Below are 19,542 nucleotides of genomic sequence, written 5' to 3'. Positions count from 1 at the left end.
GGTAAGGGCAGGTTGCTGGCCTGCCAGGAAGGTCAGGAACTGGCGGATCTGGACACACAGAACTCGGGCTGATCCCCTATGACTTTGTACCCTTGTTGGACCTTGGTGGGTAAGAAAGACTGGCAATACTGATACAAACGAAGGAAGACTACTTCAACGCCTCAAGAGAACCCTCAGTGGGAACCATCATCACGAACGGAGAATGAGGACCATGGATCGGCCAATTGATCCTGATCGACTGACCTCGCGCGAGCCTGCAGCTCCCATAACGGTCTTCATTCTCGACGACCATGAACTCGTCCGGCGGGGATTGAAGGAACTCCTGGAGGGCGAGGGTTTCAGGGTCATTGGTTCTACCGGTTCGGCTCAGGAGGCCACCCGTCACATTCCGGCATTGCATCCGGACGTTTCCGTGTTGGATGCCCGCCTGCCCGATGGTACGGGCATAGAAGTCTGCCGTGACGTACGGTCCGTTGATCCAACGCTGCGATGCCTTATTCTCACCAGTTACGACGACGAACAGGCGCTGCGTGGCGCTGTTCTTGCCGGCGCAGCTGGCTACGTGTTGAAGGAAATTGACGGCACAGACTTACTCACCTCCCTTCACCGGACCGCCAAAGGCGAATCACTCTTTAGCCCCGAGGTGATGGCGAAAGTGATCCAGGGACTGGCCGAACCAGAACGCATGGATCCACGAATCTCGGCCTTGACCCCGCAGGAAGCCCGCGTCCTGCAGTTCATTGGGCATGGCTTAACCAACCGGGATATTGGCCGCGAAATGTTTCTCGCCGAAAAGACGATCAAGAACTACGTCTCATCGCTGCTGGCCAAGCTGGGATTTGAACGACGCACCCAGGCGGCGGTATTCATTACCGACACGCGGTGGAAGAGCACTCCAGAACATCATTGAGGACCTGCCACCGGTACGCACCACCTCAGGCGGGTTCCCCTTCCGTTTGTACTACCAATCTCAAATGTCCCGTTGAGTATTTTGGCCCGTTGTTCCATGTTGGAAAGCCCGCTTCGTTGACCCGGGACTCCCAACCCCACGCCGTCGTCGTCAATAGTGATGGTCACCGTCTCCCCCACAACATCAACGGAAACTTCGATGGCGCCGGCATCGGAATGGCGCACCGCGTTGCTCAATCCTTCGGACAAGACTGCCAAAAGGTGTTTGGCCGTCTCCTCGGAAATCGCAGAGTCGATGGGGCCAGCCAGATTCAACCGCGGCGCGAAGGCCAGCGGCCTGGCAGCATTGCGAACGGCCCGCAGGATCAAATCGCTGAGCAGCTCCGTTTCACCGGCACTGACCCTCAGTGAATAAATAGTGTTGCGCAGGTCACGAATGGTCTCATCAAGCTCGGTTGTGACGGCCCTGATCCTCTTCGAGGCCGTCTTGTCCGTGATGAACCGCTGCAGACTCTGGACGCTGAGCCCAGCGGCAAAAAGCCTCTGAATGACGACGTCGTGCAAGTCTCTGGCGATGCGGTCCCGGTCGGTGAAAACCATGAGCTGTTCACGCAACCTGTGCGTCCGGGCCAGTTCCAAGGCCAACGCAACATGGGATCCAAACACGGCGCTCATTTCCATTTCGATCCGGGAATAGCTGGCTGAACCCTGGCTCCGCGCGAAGATCAAAAGACCCTGATTTGTTCCCTGCGGGCCCAACGCTATGACCATTATTGGCCCAAAGCCAGTCCCGTCCGCTTCGCCAAGCAGATCAGTGGCATCTTCAAACTCCGTCGGGACACCTGACCGCAACACTTCTGCGATTGCCGGGGAGTCCAACGCCAACGTGCGCCCGACCAGCAGCGGTGCACGTTCCCCGACGGCCGCTGCGACATAAAGCTCAGGTCCATTCTCCGCAGATACCACAATCATGGTCAGGGCGGAGTCCGATTCCGCCATAGCGGACTCCGCGATCATGTCCAGACTACTCTCGGTGATGTTCCGTTCGTCATCCATCATTCGGCCCGTGACGTACATACACGCTTCCAGCCAACGAGAACGGCGCCTGGCATCCTCAAACAAACGGGCATTTTCAATGGCAACCCCGGCCGCGGCCGCCAAGGCTACAGCCAATTCCTCATCCTCGACCGTAAAGTCTTCGGCGCCTGCCTTCTCAGTCAAGTACAGGTTGCCAAAGACCTTCCCCCGGACACGTACGGGGACACCCAAAAAAGTCACCATGGGCGGATGGTTGTCAGGGAAGCCAACGGAGGCCGGGTGAGCATTCAAATCATGCAGGCGTAACGGGCGCGGGTCACTGGTTAACAGGCCCAGGACTCCGTGCCCAGTGGGCAAGGGACCAATCTTGCGAATCATATCCTCATCAATACCAACGGTAATGAAGTGGCTCAATGACTGGTCTTCACCGATGACTCCCAGCGCGGCATAGCGGGCGTTCAAGAGCGTGCAGGCCGATTTCACCACCCTCTCTAAAACTGCATCAAGGCTGAGGTCTTCGGCCACTGAAACGACAGCCGCTAACAAGCCCCTCATTCGTTCCTGCGTTGAGAGCAGTTCGCCCGCTCGATCAACAAATTCCCTGAGCAGATCCTCAATCCTTGTGCCTGTTGCAGTCGGCAGCAATGGCTCAGCCGAATCCACGTTAAATTCTTCCATAGACCCACCTTCGATCGGCCATCGGTATTCGGGCACTGGCCCACCTCATTTGGGCCACTATCGACAGACTACGCTGGTTGGCCGAAGTTCGGCTCTCAAGTATGGCCACCCAGCTCACGCCGTTGGGGGCTTTGTGCCCTACAGCCCCCGGCACCAGACCCTTAGAGTCGGTTCCATGACGATGAAATCAAATCCGGCAGTGACTACCCCCGATTCCCCGGCCGTTGTCATTGAAGCTCACGCTGAAATCTTTCCGGTCAACTACGCGGTGAACAACGTCTCGGTCATTTTTCGCACCGCCGAAGGAGCCAAATTCCCTGCCGTAACTTCCAACTCCCAGGTGGCCTTTGAAATTGATGGCTACGAGGCGACAACAGAGCAAGCCTGGAGCGTGGTCCTGTGCGGCATCGGCCAAGAGCTCCACCACGACTCCGGGCTCGCCGAACCCACAGTCCCGCCCCTTCAACCGTGGCAGGGCGGCAACAAGGAACACGTGGTGCGCATCAACACAGTGACGCTCAATGGGCGGCGGTTTCCCGTCCCCAGGGCCGACATTTGGACTACACCACTGGCCGATACACGACGCTCAACCTTTGAGTAGTCACGTGTCCGAATACCACCCCCAACGCAAGGACAAACAATGAAAGCGCTCGTCTACGACGGTCCAGGACAGATCAGTTGGACCGATGTCCCTAATCCGGCAATACTTCATCCGTCCGACGCCATTGTGCGCGTCGATACAACCACCATTTGCGGCACTGACCTGCATATCCTCAAGGGGGACGTTCCTGCCGTGCACAATGGGCGCATTCTTGGCCATGAGGGGGTCGGGACGGTTATCGAACTGGGCCAGACGGTCAGCAACTTTACCGTCGGCGACCGCGTCATCATCTCGTGCATCAAGTCATGTGGGCATTGCACCAACTGCAGAATCGGCCTGTACTCCCACTGCCTTGGAGATGAAGGTGAGTCCGGCATTGGCTGGATCTTCGGCCACCTCATTGACGGGACCCAGGCAGAGTATGTCAGGGTCCCGTATGCGGACAACTCGCTGTACAAATTGCCAGAGAATGTCAGCGACGATCAAGGTGTCATGCTTTCGGACATACTCCCGACGGGCTTTGAAATTGGTGTCAAGGCCGGGCACGTCGCCCCGGGGGACGTCGTCGCCGTCATCGGGGCCGGCCCCGTAGGCCTGGCCGCGATTGCCACGGCCGGACTCTACGGAGCAGCGACGATCATAGCCATCGACTTGGATGAAAACCGCCTTGATCAGGCGCTCGATTTCGGGGCCACTAACACAGTAGTTTCCGGCTCCCCGGGCTGGAAAGCCCAGGTACTCGCCCTAACCGACGGTGCCGGCGTCGACGTCTCCATTGAAGCCGTTGGCACCCCGCAAACCCTCACCATGGCCCTGGATCTGGTCCGGCCCGGCGGCCACGTGGCCAACGTCGGCGTCCACGGGCAGGCGGTCACCCTGAACATGGCGGAGCTGTGGATCAGAAATATCACCATCAGCATGGGCCTGGTCAACGCCAGCACCACCCCGATGCTGCTCAAACTCGTGGCCCAGGACAAGATCCCGGCCAGCAAACTGGCAACTCACCACTTCACCTTTGACCAGTTCCTTGAAGCGTACGACACGTTCTCCCGGGCGGCGGAAACCAAGGCCCTCAAAGTCATCCTCACCCGGCTGGTCGGGTCAGGATAGGGGGGCAGGGAACGTGCAAAAGCAGAACCTGTGTCACTGAGCCCATGATCGCGTGCTGCACCGCTCCCAGGCCGCGGCTTCCCACCACGAGTATCGCAGAGTCGAAGCGGTCGGAAACGCTCAGATGTATCTGGCGGGCTCGCAGGCAGGAGACGGCTGACTCCAGGATCATACGCCCCTCCATATCGTCCCGCGTGGCCATCCGGTCCGTTCCGACCACCACCATGGTGGCACTGGCTGACAACTCGACCAGCACAGGAACCGTCTCACCACTGACCAGCCTGGTCTGCACATGCACGGCTGGCGCAAGTTCCCGAGCCCTGCCTGCCTCACTCTCCAGGAGGCCGGCAATGGCGTCGTGAACACTTCGGTACTCGGGATTCCCATGTGACACCAGATCCTCAGGGATCACATGAACCAGAAGCAGGCCAAGGTGGAGCCGCTCCGCCCGGCGCGCATAAATCAAAGAGTCCTAAAGTCCGTAGGAGTCTGCCTGGCCTGGTTCTCGAGGACGGCAGCAAGCGGGTCAACGAGGCCGCGGGGCATTCCCGTCGCGGCAACGCCAGGTGTCTTCACAGCTTTCGCCAATGCGGTCTCGCGGGCCATGAAAGCACCCAGTTCGCTGATGGCGCTCATCAGCGGGGCGGGGAATACAACAGTGGTGTTCTTGTCCACGCCCAACTCAACCAGCGTCTGGGGGTTCCTGAGCTGGAGCGCCAGCGGGTCTGCCATCATGGTGTCCGAGGCGTCGACGAGCGCGCCGCCGGCCAATGATTCGCCTTTGGCGGCAATGATTTCTGCCCGCCTTTCCGTCTCTGCTTCCGTTTGGCGTGCCATGGCACGTTTCATGCTGTCAGGGAGCTGAATGTCCTTAAGCGCAGCCAGCGTCTCATCTAGGGTGTGTTGCCCAACGACTTTCCGCAAGGTGGTCTGGGCAATTTGGTCGATCACGGAGTACACGTTTTCAATGACAATCAGTAATTTCACGGCATCCTTTCGATCACGGGGATAGTCAGGGCTAGGCCGGGCCTTTTGACGTTTGTAACGCGGCCCAGGCGAAAAATAGGCCGATTTCATGCTGATTGACTACATGGAGGGCAAGCACTGCCACGATCAAGAGCAGTATGACGATGGCCAGAATGCTACCAACGAGGATGGCCATGGCGTTTCCTTAGAGAGCCGTCCACTCGTGGAATGACACGGGCGGACCGTGATCGACAAACCGGAGGGGTTGTCGCCGCGTAAGCGCTGACGCGAACTCACGGACAGCGAAACTTACGTTAGCTCAACCCTCCACTCAAGCCACTTTCCGCGGACTGTAGTTCACGAAGATCTTGCTCACCGCTCAGTCGGGCTGTGCCGGCAATTGAAATCTGTGTGAGGTCTGCCGGCTCAGCTGATACGGCTAGGCTCATCGACGTCCTCATGGATTTCGCCCACAGTCACCACCTCCGCAGCATCTTCCGCTCCATGAACCACCAACACCGGGCAACTTGCGTGTTCAGCACACGCCGAACTGACAGAGCCCAGCAACAAGCTGGCGAATCCCCCACGCCCACGGGAGCCGACAATGAGCATCTTGGCGGACTTTGCCTCATCGATGAGAACTTGTGCCGGACGGCCCCGGATTGCCTGTGCCTTCAATCCTGGAGGGAACTGATCCCCAAACGCTTGTGCCAGGGCGTCCGCCAGAACCTGCTGGGCGTCTGACTCGGGATTCCATTCAGACGGCGTATAGGGGCCAAAAGAGGTATCAAAGTGCCAGGCTGTGACGGCGGTGATGGTTGCCCCAAGTGTGCCCGCCAGCGTTTGTGCCCATCGCAGGGCCAGCCCAGACTCGGGTGAGCCATCGACACCAACCACAATGTGTGATCCCCCACGGGTTGTCTGGTCTTCCATGACTCGAACCATCTTTCGTTAGTTTTCGTGTGCGCTTCGAGCAGTTCAGCCTAGCTGCGCCTTCCCTCCATCTTTCACGGCCACTGACGTGCCCTGACAGAGTCTAAGGGCCCTAACGGTATGAATCCGTGCGTGCCACGCTGAGAGTAACGGACATTGTTTGCCTGCGTCGGAACGACGGTCGACCCGGCACACAATCAGCGAAATGAACACGGAGCCTGCCTTGAACAGCGACCTTGATGGAATCAACCACCAAACCCAACGAGGGTCCAGTGAAGCCGGATTGCCCGCAGAATTCTCCCTCTTGCGCCGGTACTGGAATGCCGCCAGCTACCTGACTGCGGCGCAAATCTATCTTCAGGACAATGCCGTGCTGCGCCTACCATTGGCGGCAGAGGACATCAAACATCGCTTGCTCGGGCACTGGGATACGAGCCCGGGGATTTTATTGATTTGCGTCCACCTCAACCGGCTGATTCGCAATACCGGGCCAGGATGCCCTTCGTAATGGGCCCCGGCCATGGCGGTCCCGCCGTCGTGGCCTGTGTTGTGGGGGACGGCGAAGCGGAGGCGGCTCCCTTGGAGGGCGCCTGGCAGGCCCCGGCGGTTGTCTCCGGCAACGATCCTGTCCTGGTCCACCCCGGGCTTCTTGCCACCTACGAGACGTCTGCCAGGGTGAGTGCTTCCATGACCATCCAACAAGAAAAATGGCTGGAGCACGCCCGTGAACTTCCTTGGCGGAACCCCCGTTCCCAGCCTGAACCTGGTGGTCGTGGACAAGCAAGAGCATCCGCGCGGTATACCTGACGCCGACTTTGAATGTCTATTCACGCCAGACGGTGAGGTGATAGTGGCATTGCACGGCTACGGCCGCGCCTTCCATCAACTCCTGCACGGCCACCTGAACCTGATGAGCCCATACAACCTTGCGTTGGAGGCCGTGGACCGGGTGGGCCTGCACTTTGACGAGGCACAGGAACAGGCGGGCCATTGCCAATGGATGTTCAAGAAGCACGGAAGTTGTATTCGGGAGCATCGGAAGGATCTACCGGAGATTCGCGACTGGGTCTGGACGCCTCCAAAGAGCAAAGGGAATGCATCATGAACGGCAAACTGATCCCTACAGCCATCGTGGTGGGGGTCGATGGATCCCAACCCTCCATTGCGGCACTGCAGGAAGCTGTCAGACTGTCCACCAGACTGGGCACACCCGTCCACGCTCTGCTGTGCTGGACAATTCCCACTTCTTACCAACTCCCCTACTCTGTGGGCACCTTCGACTTCAAGGGGGCGGCACAGGGGATTCTGGACACTGCGATCGAGGCCGCATTTGGCATGGACTGGCCCGAAAACCTGACTACCGGACTGAAAATGGGGCCTCCCCGACAGAGCCTGATCGAGGCCAGTAAGGAGGCTTCACTGCTGGTTCTGGGCCGGCGTGGATTTGGCGGATTCACCGGCCTGCTGATGGGTTCGGTCAGTTCCGCCTGCGTTTCCCACGCCCACTGTCCCGTGCTCATTGTCCACGCCCCAAAGCCAGGACAGGACCATGCATGAACTGGGGGACATATCTGCGACACAATGATGCTGGCAAGGAAATACCGGCCCCAGCGAGGGCACTGCCCCCCCCCCATCTCCCATTCACCAGCGGAGCTACGCGGACAGCACCAGGCGGAAACAAGAATGACCCCCTGTCTCCAGGAGGTCATTCTTTGTATGAAATGTGCCCGAGGTGGGACTTGAAAGTGATTTAAACCCGCGTAAACACAGGGAACTCGCAAACCACCTCGCCAATACGGCCCAGTACGACGCAGTCCGGACCAGTCCGGCAGGAAACGTGTTGACACTGTCAACACACCCATGTGAGAGGAGCTGTGAACACTTCCCCGATTTGGATTCGCCAAGGCATGGAGTCTCAGTACGGTATTTCGGAGATAAGAAATGAGCGTGAAATGACTGCCATCGAACCTCGTGTCGAATGTCCCGACCGTGATGGCGGCACACCAGAGTGACGGAACCGTGCATGCGTGGGATGTCAGGAACGAGATCCGGTGCATACGACGACATTGGTTGCCCTCAGCCTCAGGTCAGGCGGACATATATGCAAAACACCCCGTTTGAACGACCATTCAGGGCCAATGCACGTAGAATTGATTCAAGAGTCCAATGCTTAGTTATCCCTCTGTTCTGGACTCAGGGAACCGAAGGGGCCCTAGATGGATAGTGTGCCGAAGTTGGAAAGGACCAGCATGACGATGAACGAGCAGCGAGCCAATTGGGTCAACGAGGCCGCCCATAGTATGAGTCTTGAGGGGCTTGAGGTCAGTGCCGACTACCGCGCGGATTCCCAAGAGTACGTGGCCGGCAAAGTGACATCTGATGAATTGGTAAGAAAAGCACGTGCACGTTTTGGACTCGACTGAATTCGACAGTTCAGCTCCGGATCCCTATATGGATCCGATATCTGGCATCCTCAGAAACCTCGTAGGAGCTAAGACCAACACCGAATTGGCAGCTATCGAGGCCGATCTTGTAGCTGCCCGTCTTATCCAGTTGCGCGACAGTGTCAGCATAGAACCTACCAGAGATCTATTGGAGTTCCAGGCAATCCATCGACATCTATTTGGAGATATCTATCCTTGGGCTGGGCAAATCCGCACAACTGACTTAGCCCGCCCCGGCAATGAACCATTCTGCCCAGTACATCTAATAGAGCGAGCGGCCGCAAATACAGCTCGAGAACTCCACGACGATGCCTCGATGCAGGGCTTGGGTCACGTGGACTTCGTGGCTAAACTTTCCTACTACTACGACGGCTTCAACCACATCCACCCGTTTCGTGAGGGCAACGGCAGGACACAGCGGGAATTTTGGAACCGAGTAGCGGCCGATGCCGGTTGGTTCATCGACTGGAGCAAAGTTCACGGGGACCAACTCAACGAAGCCAGCAGGATCGCCCGTGAATTCCAGGATTACAAACCACTGGATAGCATGTTCACTGGCTGCGTGGATCCTTCCTCCCCGTAGATGAACCTGATTCGGGCAGCCGCATTGACCACGGTGACGAACCAACTTCCAACATTGGAAAACACTGCGGACTCAAGGATTTCTATGGCAGTACGGCCAGGTTTGGCGTAGTCCTGACCAGATCTAAAGGACAAGTGTTCACGACGGGAACGCCCCCCGTCACGACGATTCTCGGCAAAGCACTCCATCCAAGACCGAGAATCCGAAGTACCTATCATCGAGTAGCAAATACAGTGGAGTGCATTTTGGCCGCAATGAAGTACTATCCGAACAGAATCAAGATCCACCGATCTAGATCTTACCAATATTATTCTAGAGCATTGAAATTGCACAACAAGGTAGTTTATATAATTTTATTTAGATTAGCTTAGAAAATAAACTAGATAAATCTGCGTCCGAGGCATCAGCAACAGTAGTCGTTCGACGATAAGATTGACCAGAATAGCCTGACGATTCCCTATATGTGGATTTCAATTCATCAATTTCATTCAAAATTGAATCGAGAGAATAATCTACTCCAAGTTCATCAATGACATGCTCGAGCTCACTCAATATAGACTCCATCAACTCAAAATCAGGAGACTGTTGACGAATTGCATCCACTTCACGCTCGATGGCTTCAACCAAAAGTTTTTCACCAACTACAATAAATTCCCCTTCTCGATAAGCCTGCGAAACCTCTCCGTATTCCAAGAGGTCACTGGACTGTTCCGCATGCTCGAACGCGAGCATGAGTATTTCCGCCGCAGAATCGTGAGCCCACGAGGGTCGAATGTCCTCTGCCAGCCAAGCGCCAAGGCGAAATAGGGAAGTCGAGTCAGGATAGACGCGAGAATGGCACATCTCTAGAAATTCCTTGACGTTTTCACAAAGAAGATTCTCTGCTAGCGGCTGGGCCATTGGAGTCCCGAACGCTAGTGCAGCCAGTGACAGCAGAGTGTCCAACCGCTCCGAAAGTTTCTCACCTTGCCAACTTACTGTTCGGGTGCCGATCCCTGCCTCCCGTAGCAACTTAGCGGAGCTCCGCTTACGTTCACTCTCGGAAGCAAGTTCGAGATTCCGCCCAGCGACCTTAACTATCAAGTAATCAAGACTATGCAACTCTCCCGCAAGGTTCCCACCCAACACTGGTCGATTCTTGAAGTGCTCGCCGGATACTGTGTTCTGCAAGTAGCCCGCCAAGCGAAGAAGGTATGCTAACTGACTACACTTCACCAGGTTCTCTAGTAGCCGCTTCAAGAAATGCTCTTCTTCAAATTGACTAAGGAGATAGTCGCGGCGACTTGGATCGAATAGTGCAACGGAAGTTACTGGGCCAGTTCTTGGGTTCAGCGTAATCCAAGTCCCATCTAAGATGCGTAGAGTGGGCATCCACTCGCGTTCTTCATTAATATTTATATGGAATCTAAGCTCATCGAGTGTTAGGCGTTCCGGCTCGCTTGCAAGCCGTAGAAGTATATCCACAGCAAGTGATGGCAATTGCCTAAAACTCACGGACCATATTTCTTCTGGATTTTCTAAAGATTCAAAAAGGCGTACATAAAAACTATCGACATCAATGTGAGTATTGACAATTGCAACAGTTTCGAGAATTCGGGGATTGAAAGCAATATGATCTACAACTTGGAGATATCGAACATCCGATGCGAGCATACGCCGAATTGAGTCATTTTCGAAACCAAAATATAGGTGGTTGAATAAGATTTCAGCTTTGTTGAGGCGGCTAATTTGCGCAAGGTCAATTGTCAGCTTGCCTTCGATCGTTCCTAGCCGTCTTAGCCGGTCATCGAGGCCATGAATCACTTCGCCAAAAACTTGTTCCCGGCTGGTAAGGATTATTCTATATTTGCCTTTGCCGCGATGGATCTTCTCAAGAAGCGCCGTGAGGCTGCCGGCCTCGTTCTTGTTCAGTTCAGCACTGCTCGCTTGCCCAAGGAAGTCATCGTAGAACAGGATCGTTGGCTGTTCCCCCTCTCTGATCTGCTTCCACCCTTCCTTGACATCAGAGTCAATATTCGCGATCCGCCAGCCTTGTTCCCAATGATCCAACAACAGCATCTCGGCGAGCGTGCTCTTTCCGACGCCCGGTGGCCCCGTGATGATGAGTACGTTTTGATTTGCCAAGATTTCACGTGCAAGGGAGTAGGACGGTGTTGCAACAAAAAGTTTCGCTCTATCGATTATTCGCTGAACGAGCTCCTCACTGCGGAGCCATTCAGCGCTGTTAACTATGCGTACGAGCGCTGTCGAGCTTGAGAGCCATAGCTTGAAATGTGTTTGCTCAACTTGCTTAAATCTCTGCAATGCTTCATTGATCTTTCCTTTATGCCAGACTTCAACATTGCTGGTTTTCAGGGTCACCAGTTCTTCTCTAATTTCGTCTTCGGCATCAGGTGTCAGAGGCGCCGAAACTATGAAAATGTAGCTGTGCATCTTGACGCCCGCCAACTTCATAGCCTCACCCTTTGCTGAAGCTACAAGTGTTCTTTTGGTTGCGCTTGGCATGTGTTTGCACTGAACTATGACAGGAAGATCAACGGATTCAGAGTCCCGGAGATCGATGCCGCCATCAGGACCGACGGCAAAAGTTACAAGCTTTAGCCCCTTGTCCGCATTAAGCAAATCACGAACAAAAACTTCGAAGTCGATCGGTGATAACGCCCGAAAATCATAATCTCCCATGGACCAAGTGTATATGCGAGCATTGTTGATCCCATTTACAAGTCCATAGGCTTTGTGAGCCATCCCACGAATCATGCCGTCGCTTTTTGAGCGACGTGATTCCAGGACGCGTCAGAACGAATTCTTTTACCCACACCCGGTCATTGCGGAGCGGCCGACCACTACGTCGTCAAAATCGCGCGGGCCATTGTGGCACGAGCAGGCCGTAGACCCTTTCGTGGCCGCCTATGGGCAGGTTCTCATGGCCGCTGACAATGGGTCACTGCTCCAGCCTGCGCTCAATTCTTAGAGGCGTAGACATTAAAGGTTGCACCGATACTCCGACAAGCCGCCTCGGCTTCCAAGAGAAGCGTGCTGAGTTGAGCGTGACGAGCTTTCAACGAAGCGGTCGCCGCTTTGGGATCGATTTCGTATCGAATCTTGAGGGTGTGAGGCTGAAGCACGACGATTCGAAGACGCACCTTATGCCCCCTATCTTTAAGCTGATCAGCAAAATATGATGCTCCGTCTTGCCTATTCCCGTTGACCCACACTCTGGCGTTTTTGGAGAGATTGCGAAGCTTCTCAACTATCGTTTCAGTGGACGCGTAGGCAAGGTTTTTGACGGCCTGAGCCACAACAACCTCGTACTCGCTAACCGATAGGCCTCGCCCGGCATCTGCGCTCTTACTCGCTTTTGCATGGATTAGAGTAAGCACACTCTCCCCGTCCTGGTCACACTTCGCTAGGTGCAAAAAGTCGGCGATCTCGCCACTACCATCGTCGCAAAGCAATATCCCCTCACGCTCACGCCCCCAATGTTTGTGTATCCAAGCAAACAAGGAATCGTCGCCGGTTTTGCCTATGCGATCAAGATCCACTTTTCGCTTATCTGTCCCGCCACCAATTGTTGGCTTTTCTTTCGTCACATCGATGCCGTCAAGAGAAAAGGAATCGACCCAAGTCCAGGCCGTGAATGGCTTTGCTGAATAATGCGGCAGGTACGCTCTGTCTCCTGAGACCACGCAGCCATTGCCATAACGGAGCTTTCCCCACCCTTCGGCCAAGAAGATGGTCTCGACAGCGACTTCCCAAATTGAAGGATCATCTGCAGAAATGGATCGCTTCACAGTCATTGCGACCGGGCTCGAAGTGCCAGAATATTGAATTTCCAGCGTAACGTCGGCAACGGAAGCCCCCTGATCAATTATCTTTATGACGACGTCGAGCCTCCTGCCTCCTTCAACCTTCTCGATGTTCGAATTCGTAGTGACAAGTTCTATGCTCATCTCGTCAAGCAGGTCAACAGCTTCCACCGTTTCTGGGGGCCATGAATCGCGATCACCCTGCGGTGCCCAGCTGACTTCGTCCGGGATCCCAAGTTTGTCAAGAGAACTTAGAGGCTGCGCAAGTTGCTCGATAGGTGTCGCCAGTTCAGTCGCGCCAGAAAGTAGCCCCATTGCCCAGGATGCCCTTTCACAAAAATCTGCAAAATCGGCCGACTGGCCCAACCAAATCCGGTGTTTTCCCGGAGAAAGGCCCAGTGTCTCATGGTCATTTCCAGATGGAACCTTCGAGCGCCCCGACGAAAAATGGTATGTCTGGTCCCCGAAGGGATCGATGGCCGATCGCACATTGAGGCCAGTCAACTGCTTGCTATCGGCCTTCGTTTCTACAGAGTTGTGCAATCCCTTCATCCAGACGGCACCCATTGCCCAATCATTGTGGGTGAACGCACCGTTTAGCAGTTCAGCGGGCACAAGCTTTATCTTTGACACGCGCCCATCATCAATTCCTCGCTTGATTCTCCTCCAATCGGAGGGGTGAGATGTGTAAACCGCGAACACTTCTTTCAGTTTCAGCAACAGCACTAAATGATGGACGTCACTGAGAATTGGAGACTCATAACGTTTGCCGTTTGGAGTACTATCCGATGGGCCTCGCCACCATGAAGGGGTTTCCTGTACTCGATACACAAAACCCTGCCCTTCGATTGAACCTTCAGTGAACTTCTCGATTTTTTTCACACTGCCCGGCTTACCTTGCTCGGAACTCGGACGCTTAGAAAACACTTCAGATTGAATCTCTTTGAGTAGCCTGTCTACGCTCCGCCTGCTCGAATTAGCTGCAACGAGCCCGAGGGAGAGGAATGGTCCGAAGTGAGATGCGTGTATAGGCATGATTTGGAGCATATTCGCAATTGGCACCCCTGTCATTTATGTTGTGCTAAACATCGAATATGTCTGCCCCCGGTTTCGTTGAGTACTCGACCTGGCGAACTGGTACTCAGGGACGGATGTTAACGATGCCTGTGGCTATTGGAGCAGACCCGCGCGTCACCTTTGAGTGTTGGTTTGTTTTGTGCTGCCATCGCTCATGACTAGAACCATCTCGGGTCACACCACCCAGTTCACCGCGTAGGCGGTAGTTGGTGGGGGTAGTGGACTGAGGTGTTCTGGTCAGAAAGTCCCACGCAACGGCCAAGGAGTTCCTGGCCGTAGCTTTCAGTGCGGTCCAGCCACGCTTCGCCTGCACAGATGCGAAGCGAAGCTTGTATTCGCTCTTCTTTGTCGGCCGCTCAACCTATGCGCTTCTTGCCCTGCCCTAAGGACGCTCGACCGCTTCTTAGTCATCGAGCCATTCCACAGGCTCCTGGCCAAGACCCGCCGCGATGGCAGTCGCAGTTTCACGCCACGACGTGAGTTCCGCAATGGCCAAGTGAGGCTGGTTCGTTGCAAAGGAGGCACGAGCCGCTGTCAATATATCGTTCGCGCAGGCTTCCTGGTCAACTGGTCTCAGGGCAAGCATCCACGGGAAGCGGTCACTCATTCGAGACGCAAGACTTCCATCCGAGCTCGTCGACACCGCGACAAGCTGAGCAGCAAGCTCCAACAGCGAGGCACGGGCCTGGTCTGCACTCTCAGACATCAGCACAAGCGCTTCGCTGTCGCGCCGGGTGACCCGAACAGGATGATCCGCAGCAGCCGCAAACACATCAGCAGATGCACGACTCAGCTCAGATGACTGAAAAGTCGTTCTGGGTGGGGTTAGTGTGCTCATGCACTAGCTCCAATTCAGAACGTGTTCTGAACTCAAGTAACGCGGAGGCTCCATTGCTCTGACCAGGCGTCAACCAAATCTTGGTCGGCCCCTCACTCACCCCTATTGCTGATGATTCCTCTCTCAGTTGCCGCTTGAATGAGGACTTCCACTCCGGCATCGCCAAGGCTGCTCCGCAGAGAATCTATCAGTTTCTTCACTTGGTGAGTGACAACGTAGTGACTCGGTGCCGAACTACGTATTCGTTCTGCATAGTGCAATGCCAGAGTCTCGCCGTGAGCGGATAGCGCGCTTTCTGGAATGTCCCGCTGGACAGGCCGCAAACCAAGGCCGATGCCCCTACTGGCAAGCAGCTCAGTTGCCTCTGGAATACCATCACCGAGGTAAGGAACAATCTCCGACCAACAAATAAGGACCTCGCTGGCTAGGGTTCGTGGCACTCCGTTCATGCGCGCAGTCAGGTGTTCGTGAAGCCACGTGTTCCATAATTTGGCTCCGACTTTTGCGTCCGCGCGGATGAAACGTACAACAGCCTGGGCAAACTTCGCTTCAAACTTACCACCAGCGGCAAGCACACTTTCGTCGAGCATCTTTTGCCTCGACTCCGGGGTAATGCCGGCAAAAGAGATGATTGAAGTGACTAGGGAGAAAAATTGATTCTGGTGTGTACCACCGCTCAATTCGCTTAGTCGCTTCCACTCCCCGATCGTGGCGTCTAACATGCCAGCCTCAAGCATCTTGTCATTGTATCGAGGTACGTATAAGTAGGAGCTCCATACCAGCGCCGCTGTTTCTTCTTCGCCAAATAGTGGGATCACACGTTCGGTCGCAAAGGTCGGGTCCGCCCCAAATAAGAAGAACAATTGGCTGGCCAATGCAGGTTGCGTCGCGTGGAGTGCGAGTGGCGGCCCGTCGAGTAGCTGATTCAGTGCTTCGTGTTCTTCTAGGCTAAGACCGGACCAGCCGTCACGATCCTTTCGCCACCGCCGATCTACTTCGACCAACCAGTATTGGGCGAGATCCCCTGGCCAACAATTTAGATAGAGTGCTGCGGACGAATTGGGGTCCAATTCAGCATAGTGAGTGAACGACTGTCCATGAGCCGTCCAGAGATCGAGAGCCATGCGCCGCATTGCGACAATAGCTGGAACTTCAACACTGTCGATTCGCTTGCGCCCCTGCTCCAAAAGGAAGCTGCTGATTGACCGCGCCGATTCAATACTTGGTATCTGTGTCGCAACTCTGGCAACTATGGAGTCTCCAATCCCATCCAATGGAGCTTTTGCCCAGCCTTCGATGACAGCTCCACGAAGATCGTTTGCCTGTGCCCCAAGTTCCAACCGCCCATCAATGAACGACCAGATATTTTCACCAAGTTCTGGACGGGACTCAACAACTTGATTCACAAGGGAAAGAGCGTCCCTCCATTCAGGTTCACCGAAATTCCGTTCCGAGTAATCCATGGAAAGCAGGTCGTCCATAGCAGCCGTAAGGTCGTCTTCAATAGATGCAATTAACGCTTCGGGTTCCATTGGCAGCTTTCCTCCCCATGTTCCGCTTGACGACCACATATCGAAGTCAGGGTTGGCCCGGGGGGCAAAGTCAGTATTGGCGGACTGCACCTCTTCTTTCGCCACGATAGCTTCTGCCCACTCTGGTGCTACTTGGGTCAACCACACAAGTAAGTTGTAAGTCGAGTAGGCAAATTGTCGATCGAAATTTGGAAGGGCTTCAGGGAGGGTCGGTCCAGCCTGCGCCGCCTTCAGTAAGCTGTCACGAGCATCGCTAGTGGCTGTTTCTGCCGCCATTTTAAGGACGCCGTAAACTTCGTGTTTGAGGTCATACTCATAGAGTGCCGCTCGCTCCAGCAACCACAAGATCTTTTCGTCGGGCGACCGGGAAGTGTCTAGTGCTACCAGGTGTAAGGCGAGTCGTTTGTAGAGAATTCGATCCAGTGACCACCATCGTTCAGGCAGGTCAGCTAGTGCAAGCGTATTCTTGGCACCGTACTCCCGCAGAGCATCGATAATTGCATCTACTGGGTCACGATTCTCGTCCTGCTCGTGTGGTTCGATAGCCGAACGCCCTGAGTTCAAAGGATCCCAGGTTCGTTGACCGTGGTAGGCGTCAAGCAGTTCATAGGCCTCATGGAGAGAGCTTTCCAGCAGCATTCCGAGCATCAAATCCCCGGACACCGATGCTTCGACGGCTTTCAAGACGTGCGCGGTCAGACTTCCTTCGTCTGTGGTCCAGTACACCTCTGCATCCGGGAACGGTGTCAGTTCCTCGGAGCCTCCAAAATTCCATCGCCGTTTGAGCACGAGATAGGGTCTGAGAATGGCACGTAGTACCGTCGAGTCTTCTAGGCGCCCGGCTGGTTCGTAAGGAAGAAGGGATTCCGAAGTGACCGGTGCGGAGTGGCCAGGGATTGAGGTTGCAAGCAGCACTTTCCATCGTCTGCCAGCGTCACCATCCGCTTTGAATAGTTCGTCGGCAGCCCAACAGGCGTCACGAAAGAGTTCTTTACCGAGCGACTGCCCCAATCGTTGCACTGTCTGCAATGCAGCACCATGAAGTTCAGGTACAGCTATGAAACTCTGGCAGAACCAGCTTCCAAGGACGTTAGCCGTGGCATTTCCGTCTTGTCCATTGAAGATCACTTTGAATTCGGGTAAGTCCTCTATCCAAAGGAGCCATGCGACTTGCTGGGCCGATTCAGCGGCATTTACAGCCCGGACGAATTCGCGAGCACCGCTTGCAGTGTCCAGCTGGCTGACGAGATAGTCGTGGTCCACCGGAGTCAGTGTCGGCCCGCCTTCAACTAGTTCGACGATTCGAGCATGGTGGTCAGTCTGTCCCATGCGGGCGCGGAGATCCCACGCTTCCAGAGCCGCCACGAGTGCGCTGTGATCATGGTCTTTGACGGGGTAGCCGATCGTTTGTATCCCGAGCCGAACCCATTTACTGTTTTTTGCTTCGTTGTCTATTGTGAAGGCATAGCGTGGCGTTCCCGATGGGAGGCCAAGTGCGAGGTAGCGCATGATCGGATCATCATGGCTGTAGCCGACAAACAACACGGTAAACCCTTGAAACATGGGTAATAGAAAGCGGGTCGCCCACGCATCGGTGAGGTATGCCCTCCCGAAGTCACGGTCATCAAGAACAAGCTCTGGAGGTTCGCGAAGCACGGACCCGTGAAGGTGGACAATTCCCGTGAAGTCTCCTCCGAGTGGAAGTGCCGGTCCAACCCAAGTATCAGATACGGTGATGCCATCGGCAGTTGCCGCCGTCGATAGATGGTCATCGAAATTCGTCGTTACGATCCTCAACTGCCCATGGGAAGAAGCGACACGGACAAGTGCCGCGTGCGTTGCATTGGGGGCTGAGCCGGCGCGGGTGACGATATCGCGCGCATGCCGATGAGTGTCAAAACCCTCCGGCATTGATCCCAGAAAGAAGTCGATCGCAACATCCTTGTCGAACGGCACTAGCGCCATTTCCGCCAATTGACTTGCTAGCTTGTCGAAGAGCGGCAGCCCGGACGGACGATCGACTGAAGCGCCCGCGCCAACGAACAGCACCAGTCGCCCTGCAGCCTGCGCGTCAAGAACGGCTTGCGGCAAATTCACGCCACCGGTGATCCACACGTCGTTATCCCCCAAATTCCAGCAGCAAATGTTTCTCTGAGACTACTAAGCGCGTGTCCAATATCTTTAGCACGGCCACAAAATGATCTTATCGTTCGGTGGCGCCTAAGCCCGTCGAAGAGAGTGCAACCTTGAAGGCGACGCCAAGACATTCTAGGGACTTACTTTTCGGATGCCACTGACCCTGTTCTGGTTGTCGCCGAGCATCCGGGTCCTGTCAGTGCGGCCCGCCATTCCGAGATAATCGCCAATTGGGAGGCGAAAGCCTAGACGCGACAAGGGCACTTATACGGCGAGGACGCTTCCACCGGGTCGCATTCCTCCGACTCGGCGCTGCCCCGGGATTCGTTGACTCTCGGGGCAGTCCAATCTGGCCTACCTGACTCCATACGCAACGTGAATGACAAGGCTCGAATCCACTGTTGCAGCGGCTAGCATTGACATCTTGATTACACGGGCTGCCTTTGGGTCCGCGCGAATGAACAATGGAGGGCCTATGGCACCCGGAATGAAACCTTGCTGGTCTGGCACATGCGGGAATACTGCAGCTTTTCGGACCACAACGAAGCCAGCATGGTGCCTCGAATGCCTCGAAGTAATCCTTGGAGAGATTGGCATGAAATCAGTCGTCCCGTTTCCCGGGATCAAGGAGCGCTGGCGAACACGGTGCCTAGACTGTGGTGCCGAGTGCGACTATCTACTGAACTACCTCCTGGAACTCCACACCCGCGACGAGCCCGCTTGCCGCCTTTGCCATTGGCGACTCTGGGTCGAGCAAACTTCAACCAACACCGGGCCCATCACTGCCGCGGAGTTGGCAGCACTATATGAGCGGAACGGATTCGAGCCGGTCGACGAGATCACCGCTCTGTCCAATTCTTCGCTGCCAGTTCTGACTCGGTGCAAGCTGTG

Annotated in this window: 19 protein-coding genes; 10 read left to right on the top strand and 9 right to left on the bottom strand. The window is 55.4% G+C overall.

From position 1 onward, the window contains the following. The first annotated feature begins 211 nt into the window (after nt 1-211). Complete coding sequence (locus RY113_RS17195) at nt 212-910, top strand: response regulator transcription factor (protein ID WP_315915621.1); 699 nt, start codon at nt 212-214, stop codon at nt 908-910. Here the strand turns inward: RY113_RS17195 and RY113_RS17190 are convergent. Beyond that, a complete protein-coding gene (locus RY113_RS17190) occupies nt 904-2,625 on the bottom strand; it encodes a GAF domain-containing protein (RefSeq protein WP_315915619.1) in 1,722 nt (573 codons plus the stop codon). The two genes, RY113_RS17195 and RY113_RS17190, sit on opposite strands and share 7 nt — an antisense overlap. A gap of 175 nt (nt 2,626-2,800) precedes the next feature. Here RY113_RS17190 and RY113_RS17185 point away from each other — a divergent pair, with 175 nt between their 5' ends. Next, on the top strand, nt 2,801-3,226 hold the full coding sequence (locus RY113_RS17185; protein WP_315915618.1) for a pyridoxamine 5'-phosphate oxidase family protein: 426 nt from the start codon (nt 2,801-2,803) through the stop codon (nt 3,224-3,226). A gap of 39 nt (nt 3,227-3,265) precedes the next feature. Further along, on the top strand, nt 3,266-4,336 hold the full coding sequence (locus RY113_RS17180) for a zinc-dependent alcohol dehydrogenase family protein (protein WP_315915616.1): 1,071 nt from the start codon (nt 3,266-3,268) through the stop codon (nt 4,334-4,336). On the opposite strand, the gene RY113_RS17175 is transcribed toward RY113_RS17180, so the two are convergent. The 4 genes from RY113_RS17175 to RY113_RS17160 form a co-directional block, all read right to left on the bottom strand. Beyond that, complete coding sequence (locus RY113_RS17175; protein ID WP_315915614.1) at nt 4,311-4,730, bottom strand: universal stress protein; 420 nt, start codon at nt 4,728-4,730, stop codon at nt 4,311-4,313. The genes RY113_RS17180 and RY113_RS17175 overlap by 26 nt on opposite strands. Before the next feature lie 68 nt (nt 4,731-4,798). Beyond that, complete coding sequence (locus RY113_RS17170; protein WP_315915613.1) at nt 4,799-5,323, bottom strand: hypothetical protein; 525 nt, start codon at nt 5,321-5,323, stop codon at nt 4,799-4,801. A 31-nt stretch (nt 5,324-5,354) separates the two neighbouring features. Then, complete coding sequence (locus tag RY113_RS17165) at nt 5,355-5,498, bottom strand: hypothetical protein (protein WP_315915612.1); 144 nt, start codon at nt 5,496-5,498, stop codon at nt 5,355-5,357. 230 nt (nt 5,499-5,728) lie between these two features. Beyond that, nucleotides 5,729-6,235: a universal stress protein gene (locus tag RY113_RS17160; RefSeq protein ID WP_315915610.1), complete on the bottom strand. Its 507-nt coding sequence runs from the start codon at nt 6,233-6,235 to the stop codon at nt 5,729-5,731. A gap of 205 nt (nt 6,236-6,440) precedes the next feature. Between RY113_RS17160 and RY113_RS17155 the strand changes: the two genes are divergently transcribed. From RY113_RS17155 to RY113_RS17130, 6 genes are all read left to right on the top strand, one after another. Next, complete coding sequence (locus tag RY113_RS17155) at nt 6,441-6,743, top strand: hypothetical protein (protein WP_315915608.1); 303 nt, start codon at nt 6,441-6,443, stop codon at nt 6,741-6,743. Continuing rightward, the gene (locus RY113_RS17150) at nt 6,743-7,042 is read left to right on the top strand and encodes a hypothetical protein (protein WP_315915606.1); all 300 of its coding nucleotides are present in this window, start codon (nt 6,743-6,745) and stop codon (nt 7,040-7,042) included. The genes RY113_RS17155 and RY113_RS17150 overlap by 1 nt, the downstream gene beginning before the upstream one ends. Beyond that, nucleotides 7,008-7,340 carry a hypothetical protein gene (locus RY113_RS17145; RefSeq protein ID WP_315915605.1) on the top strand — a complete coding sequence of 111 codons (333 nt, stop codon included), beginning with the start codon at nt 7,008-7,010 and terminating at the stop codon, nt 7,338-7,340. The genes RY113_RS17150 and RY113_RS17145 overlap by 35 nt, the downstream gene beginning before the upstream one ends. Next, nucleotides 7,337-7,792, top strand: coding sequence for a universal stress protein (locus RY113_RS17140; protein WP_315915604.1), 456 nt, complete (start codon nt 7,337-7,339; stop codon nt 7,790-7,792). Before RY113_RS17145 ends, RY113_RS17140 begins: the two co-directional genes overlap by 4 nt. Before the next feature lie 692 nt (nt 7,793-8,484). Further along, nucleotides 8,485-8,658, top strand: a complete 174-nt coding sequence (locus RY113_RS17135) for a hypothetical protein (RefSeq protein ID WP_315915603.1) — start codon at nt 8,485-8,487, stop codon at nt 8,656-8,658. A gap of 28 nt (nt 8,659-8,686) precedes the next feature. Continuing rightward, nucleotides 8,687-9,262 carry a Fic family protein gene (locus RY113_RS17130; RefSeq protein WP_315915602.1) on the top strand — a complete coding sequence of 192 codons (576 nt, stop codon included), beginning with the start codon at nt 8,687-8,689 and terminating at the stop codon, nt 9,260-9,262. A 357-nt stretch (nt 9,263-9,619) separates the two neighbouring features. Here RY113_RS17130 and RY113_RS17125 read toward each other — a convergent pair whose 3' ends face one another. The 4 genes from RY113_RS17125 to RY113_RS17110 form a co-directional block, all read right to left on the bottom strand. Next, complete coding sequence (locus RY113_RS17125; protein ID WP_315915600.1) at nt 9,620-11,944, bottom strand: restriction endonuclease; 2,325 nt, start codon at nt 11,942-11,944, stop codon at nt 9,620-9,622. Between the two features lie 278 nt (nt 11,945-12,222). Next, nucleotides 12,223-13,950 carry a hypothetical protein gene (locus tag RY113_RS17120; RefSeq protein WP_315915599.1) on the bottom strand — a complete coding sequence of 576 codons (1,728 nt, stop codon included), beginning with the start codon at nt 13,948-13,950 and terminating at the stop codon, nt 12,223-12,225. A gap of 598 nt (nt 13,951-14,548) precedes the next feature. Continuing rightward, nucleotides 14,549-14,983 (bottom strand): prevent-host-death protein, encoded by a 435-nt coding sequence (locus RY113_RS17115; protein WP_315915598.1) that lies wholly within the window; start codon nt 14,981-14,983, stop codon nt 14,549-14,551. Nucleotides 14,984-15,075: 92 nt separating this feature from the next. Next, nucleotides 15,076-18,630: an SIR2 family protein gene (locus RY113_RS17110; protein ID WP_315915597.1), complete on the bottom strand. Its 3,555-nt coding sequence runs from the start codon at nt 18,628-18,630 to the stop codon at nt 15,076-15,078. Between the two features lie 616 nt (nt 18,631-19,246). Between RY113_RS17110 and RY113_RS17105 the strand changes: the two genes are divergently transcribed. Continuing rightward, a partial coding sequence (locus RY113_RS17105) for a hypothetical protein (protein ID WP_315915596.1) occupies nt 19,247-19,542 on the top strand: 296 nt, incomplete at its 3' end.

The sequence above is a fragment of the Arthrobacter sp. lap29 genome (assembly GCF_032458965.1).
Taxonomy (GTDB): Bacteria; Actinomycetota; Actinomycetes; order Actinomycetales; family Micrococcaceae; genus Specibacter; species Specibacter psychrochitiniphilus.
Note: the sequence above shows the minus strand (reverse complement) of the source record. Positions and strands in the feature narration are given on the sequence as shown.

Coding starts and splice junctions, on each gene's coding strand:
- RY113_RS17185 (WP_315915618.1), top strand. CDS start 2,801: ATGACGATGAAATCAAATCCGGCAGTGACTACCCCCGATTCCCCGGCC.
- RY113_RS17150 (WP_315915606.1), top strand. CDS start 6,743: ATGGGCCCCGGCCATGGCGGTCCCGCCGTCGTGGCCTGTGTTGTGGGG.
- RY113_RS17190 (WP_315915619.1), bottom strand. CDS start 2,625: ATGGAAGAATTTAACGTGGATTCGGCTGAGCCATTGCTGCCGACTGCA.
- RY113_RS17115 (WP_315915598.1), bottom strand. CDS start 14,983: ATGAGCACACTAACCCCACCCAGAACGACTTTTCAGTCATCTGAGCTG.
- RY113_RS17135 (WP_315915603.1), top strand. CDS start 8,485: ATGACGATGAACGAGCAGCGAGCCAATTGGGTCAACGAGGCCGCCCAT.
- RY113_RS17160 (WP_315915610.1), bottom strand. CDS start 6,235: ATGGAAGACCAGACAACCCGTGGGGGATCACACATTGTGGTTGGTGTC.
- RY113_RS17155 (WP_315915608.1), top strand. CDS start 6,441: ATGAACACGGAGCCTGCCTTGAACAGCGACCTTGATGGAATCAACCAC.
- RY113_RS17180 (WP_315915616.1), top strand. CDS start 3,266: ATGAAAGCGCTCGTCTACGACGGTCCAGGACAGATCAGTTGGACCGAT.
- RY113_RS17140 (WP_315915604.1), top strand. CDS start 7,337: ATGAACGGCAAACTGATCCCTACAGCCATCGTGGTGGGGGTCGATGGA.
- RY113_RS17195 (WP_315915621.1), top strand. CDS start 212: ATGGATCGGCCAATTGATCCTGATCGACTGACCTCGCGCGAGCCTGCA.
- RY113_RS17125 (WP_315915600.1), bottom strand. CDS start 11,944: ATGGGAGATTATGATTTTCGGGCGTTATCACCGATCGACTTCGAAGTT.
- RY113_RS17130 (WP_315915602.1), top strand. CDS start 8,687: ATGGATCCGATATCTGGCATCCTCAGAAACCTCGTAGGAGCTAAGACC.
- RY113_RS17165 (WP_315915612.1), bottom strand. CDS start 5,498: ATGGCCATCCTCGTTGGTAGCATTCTGGCCATCGTCATACTGCTCTTG.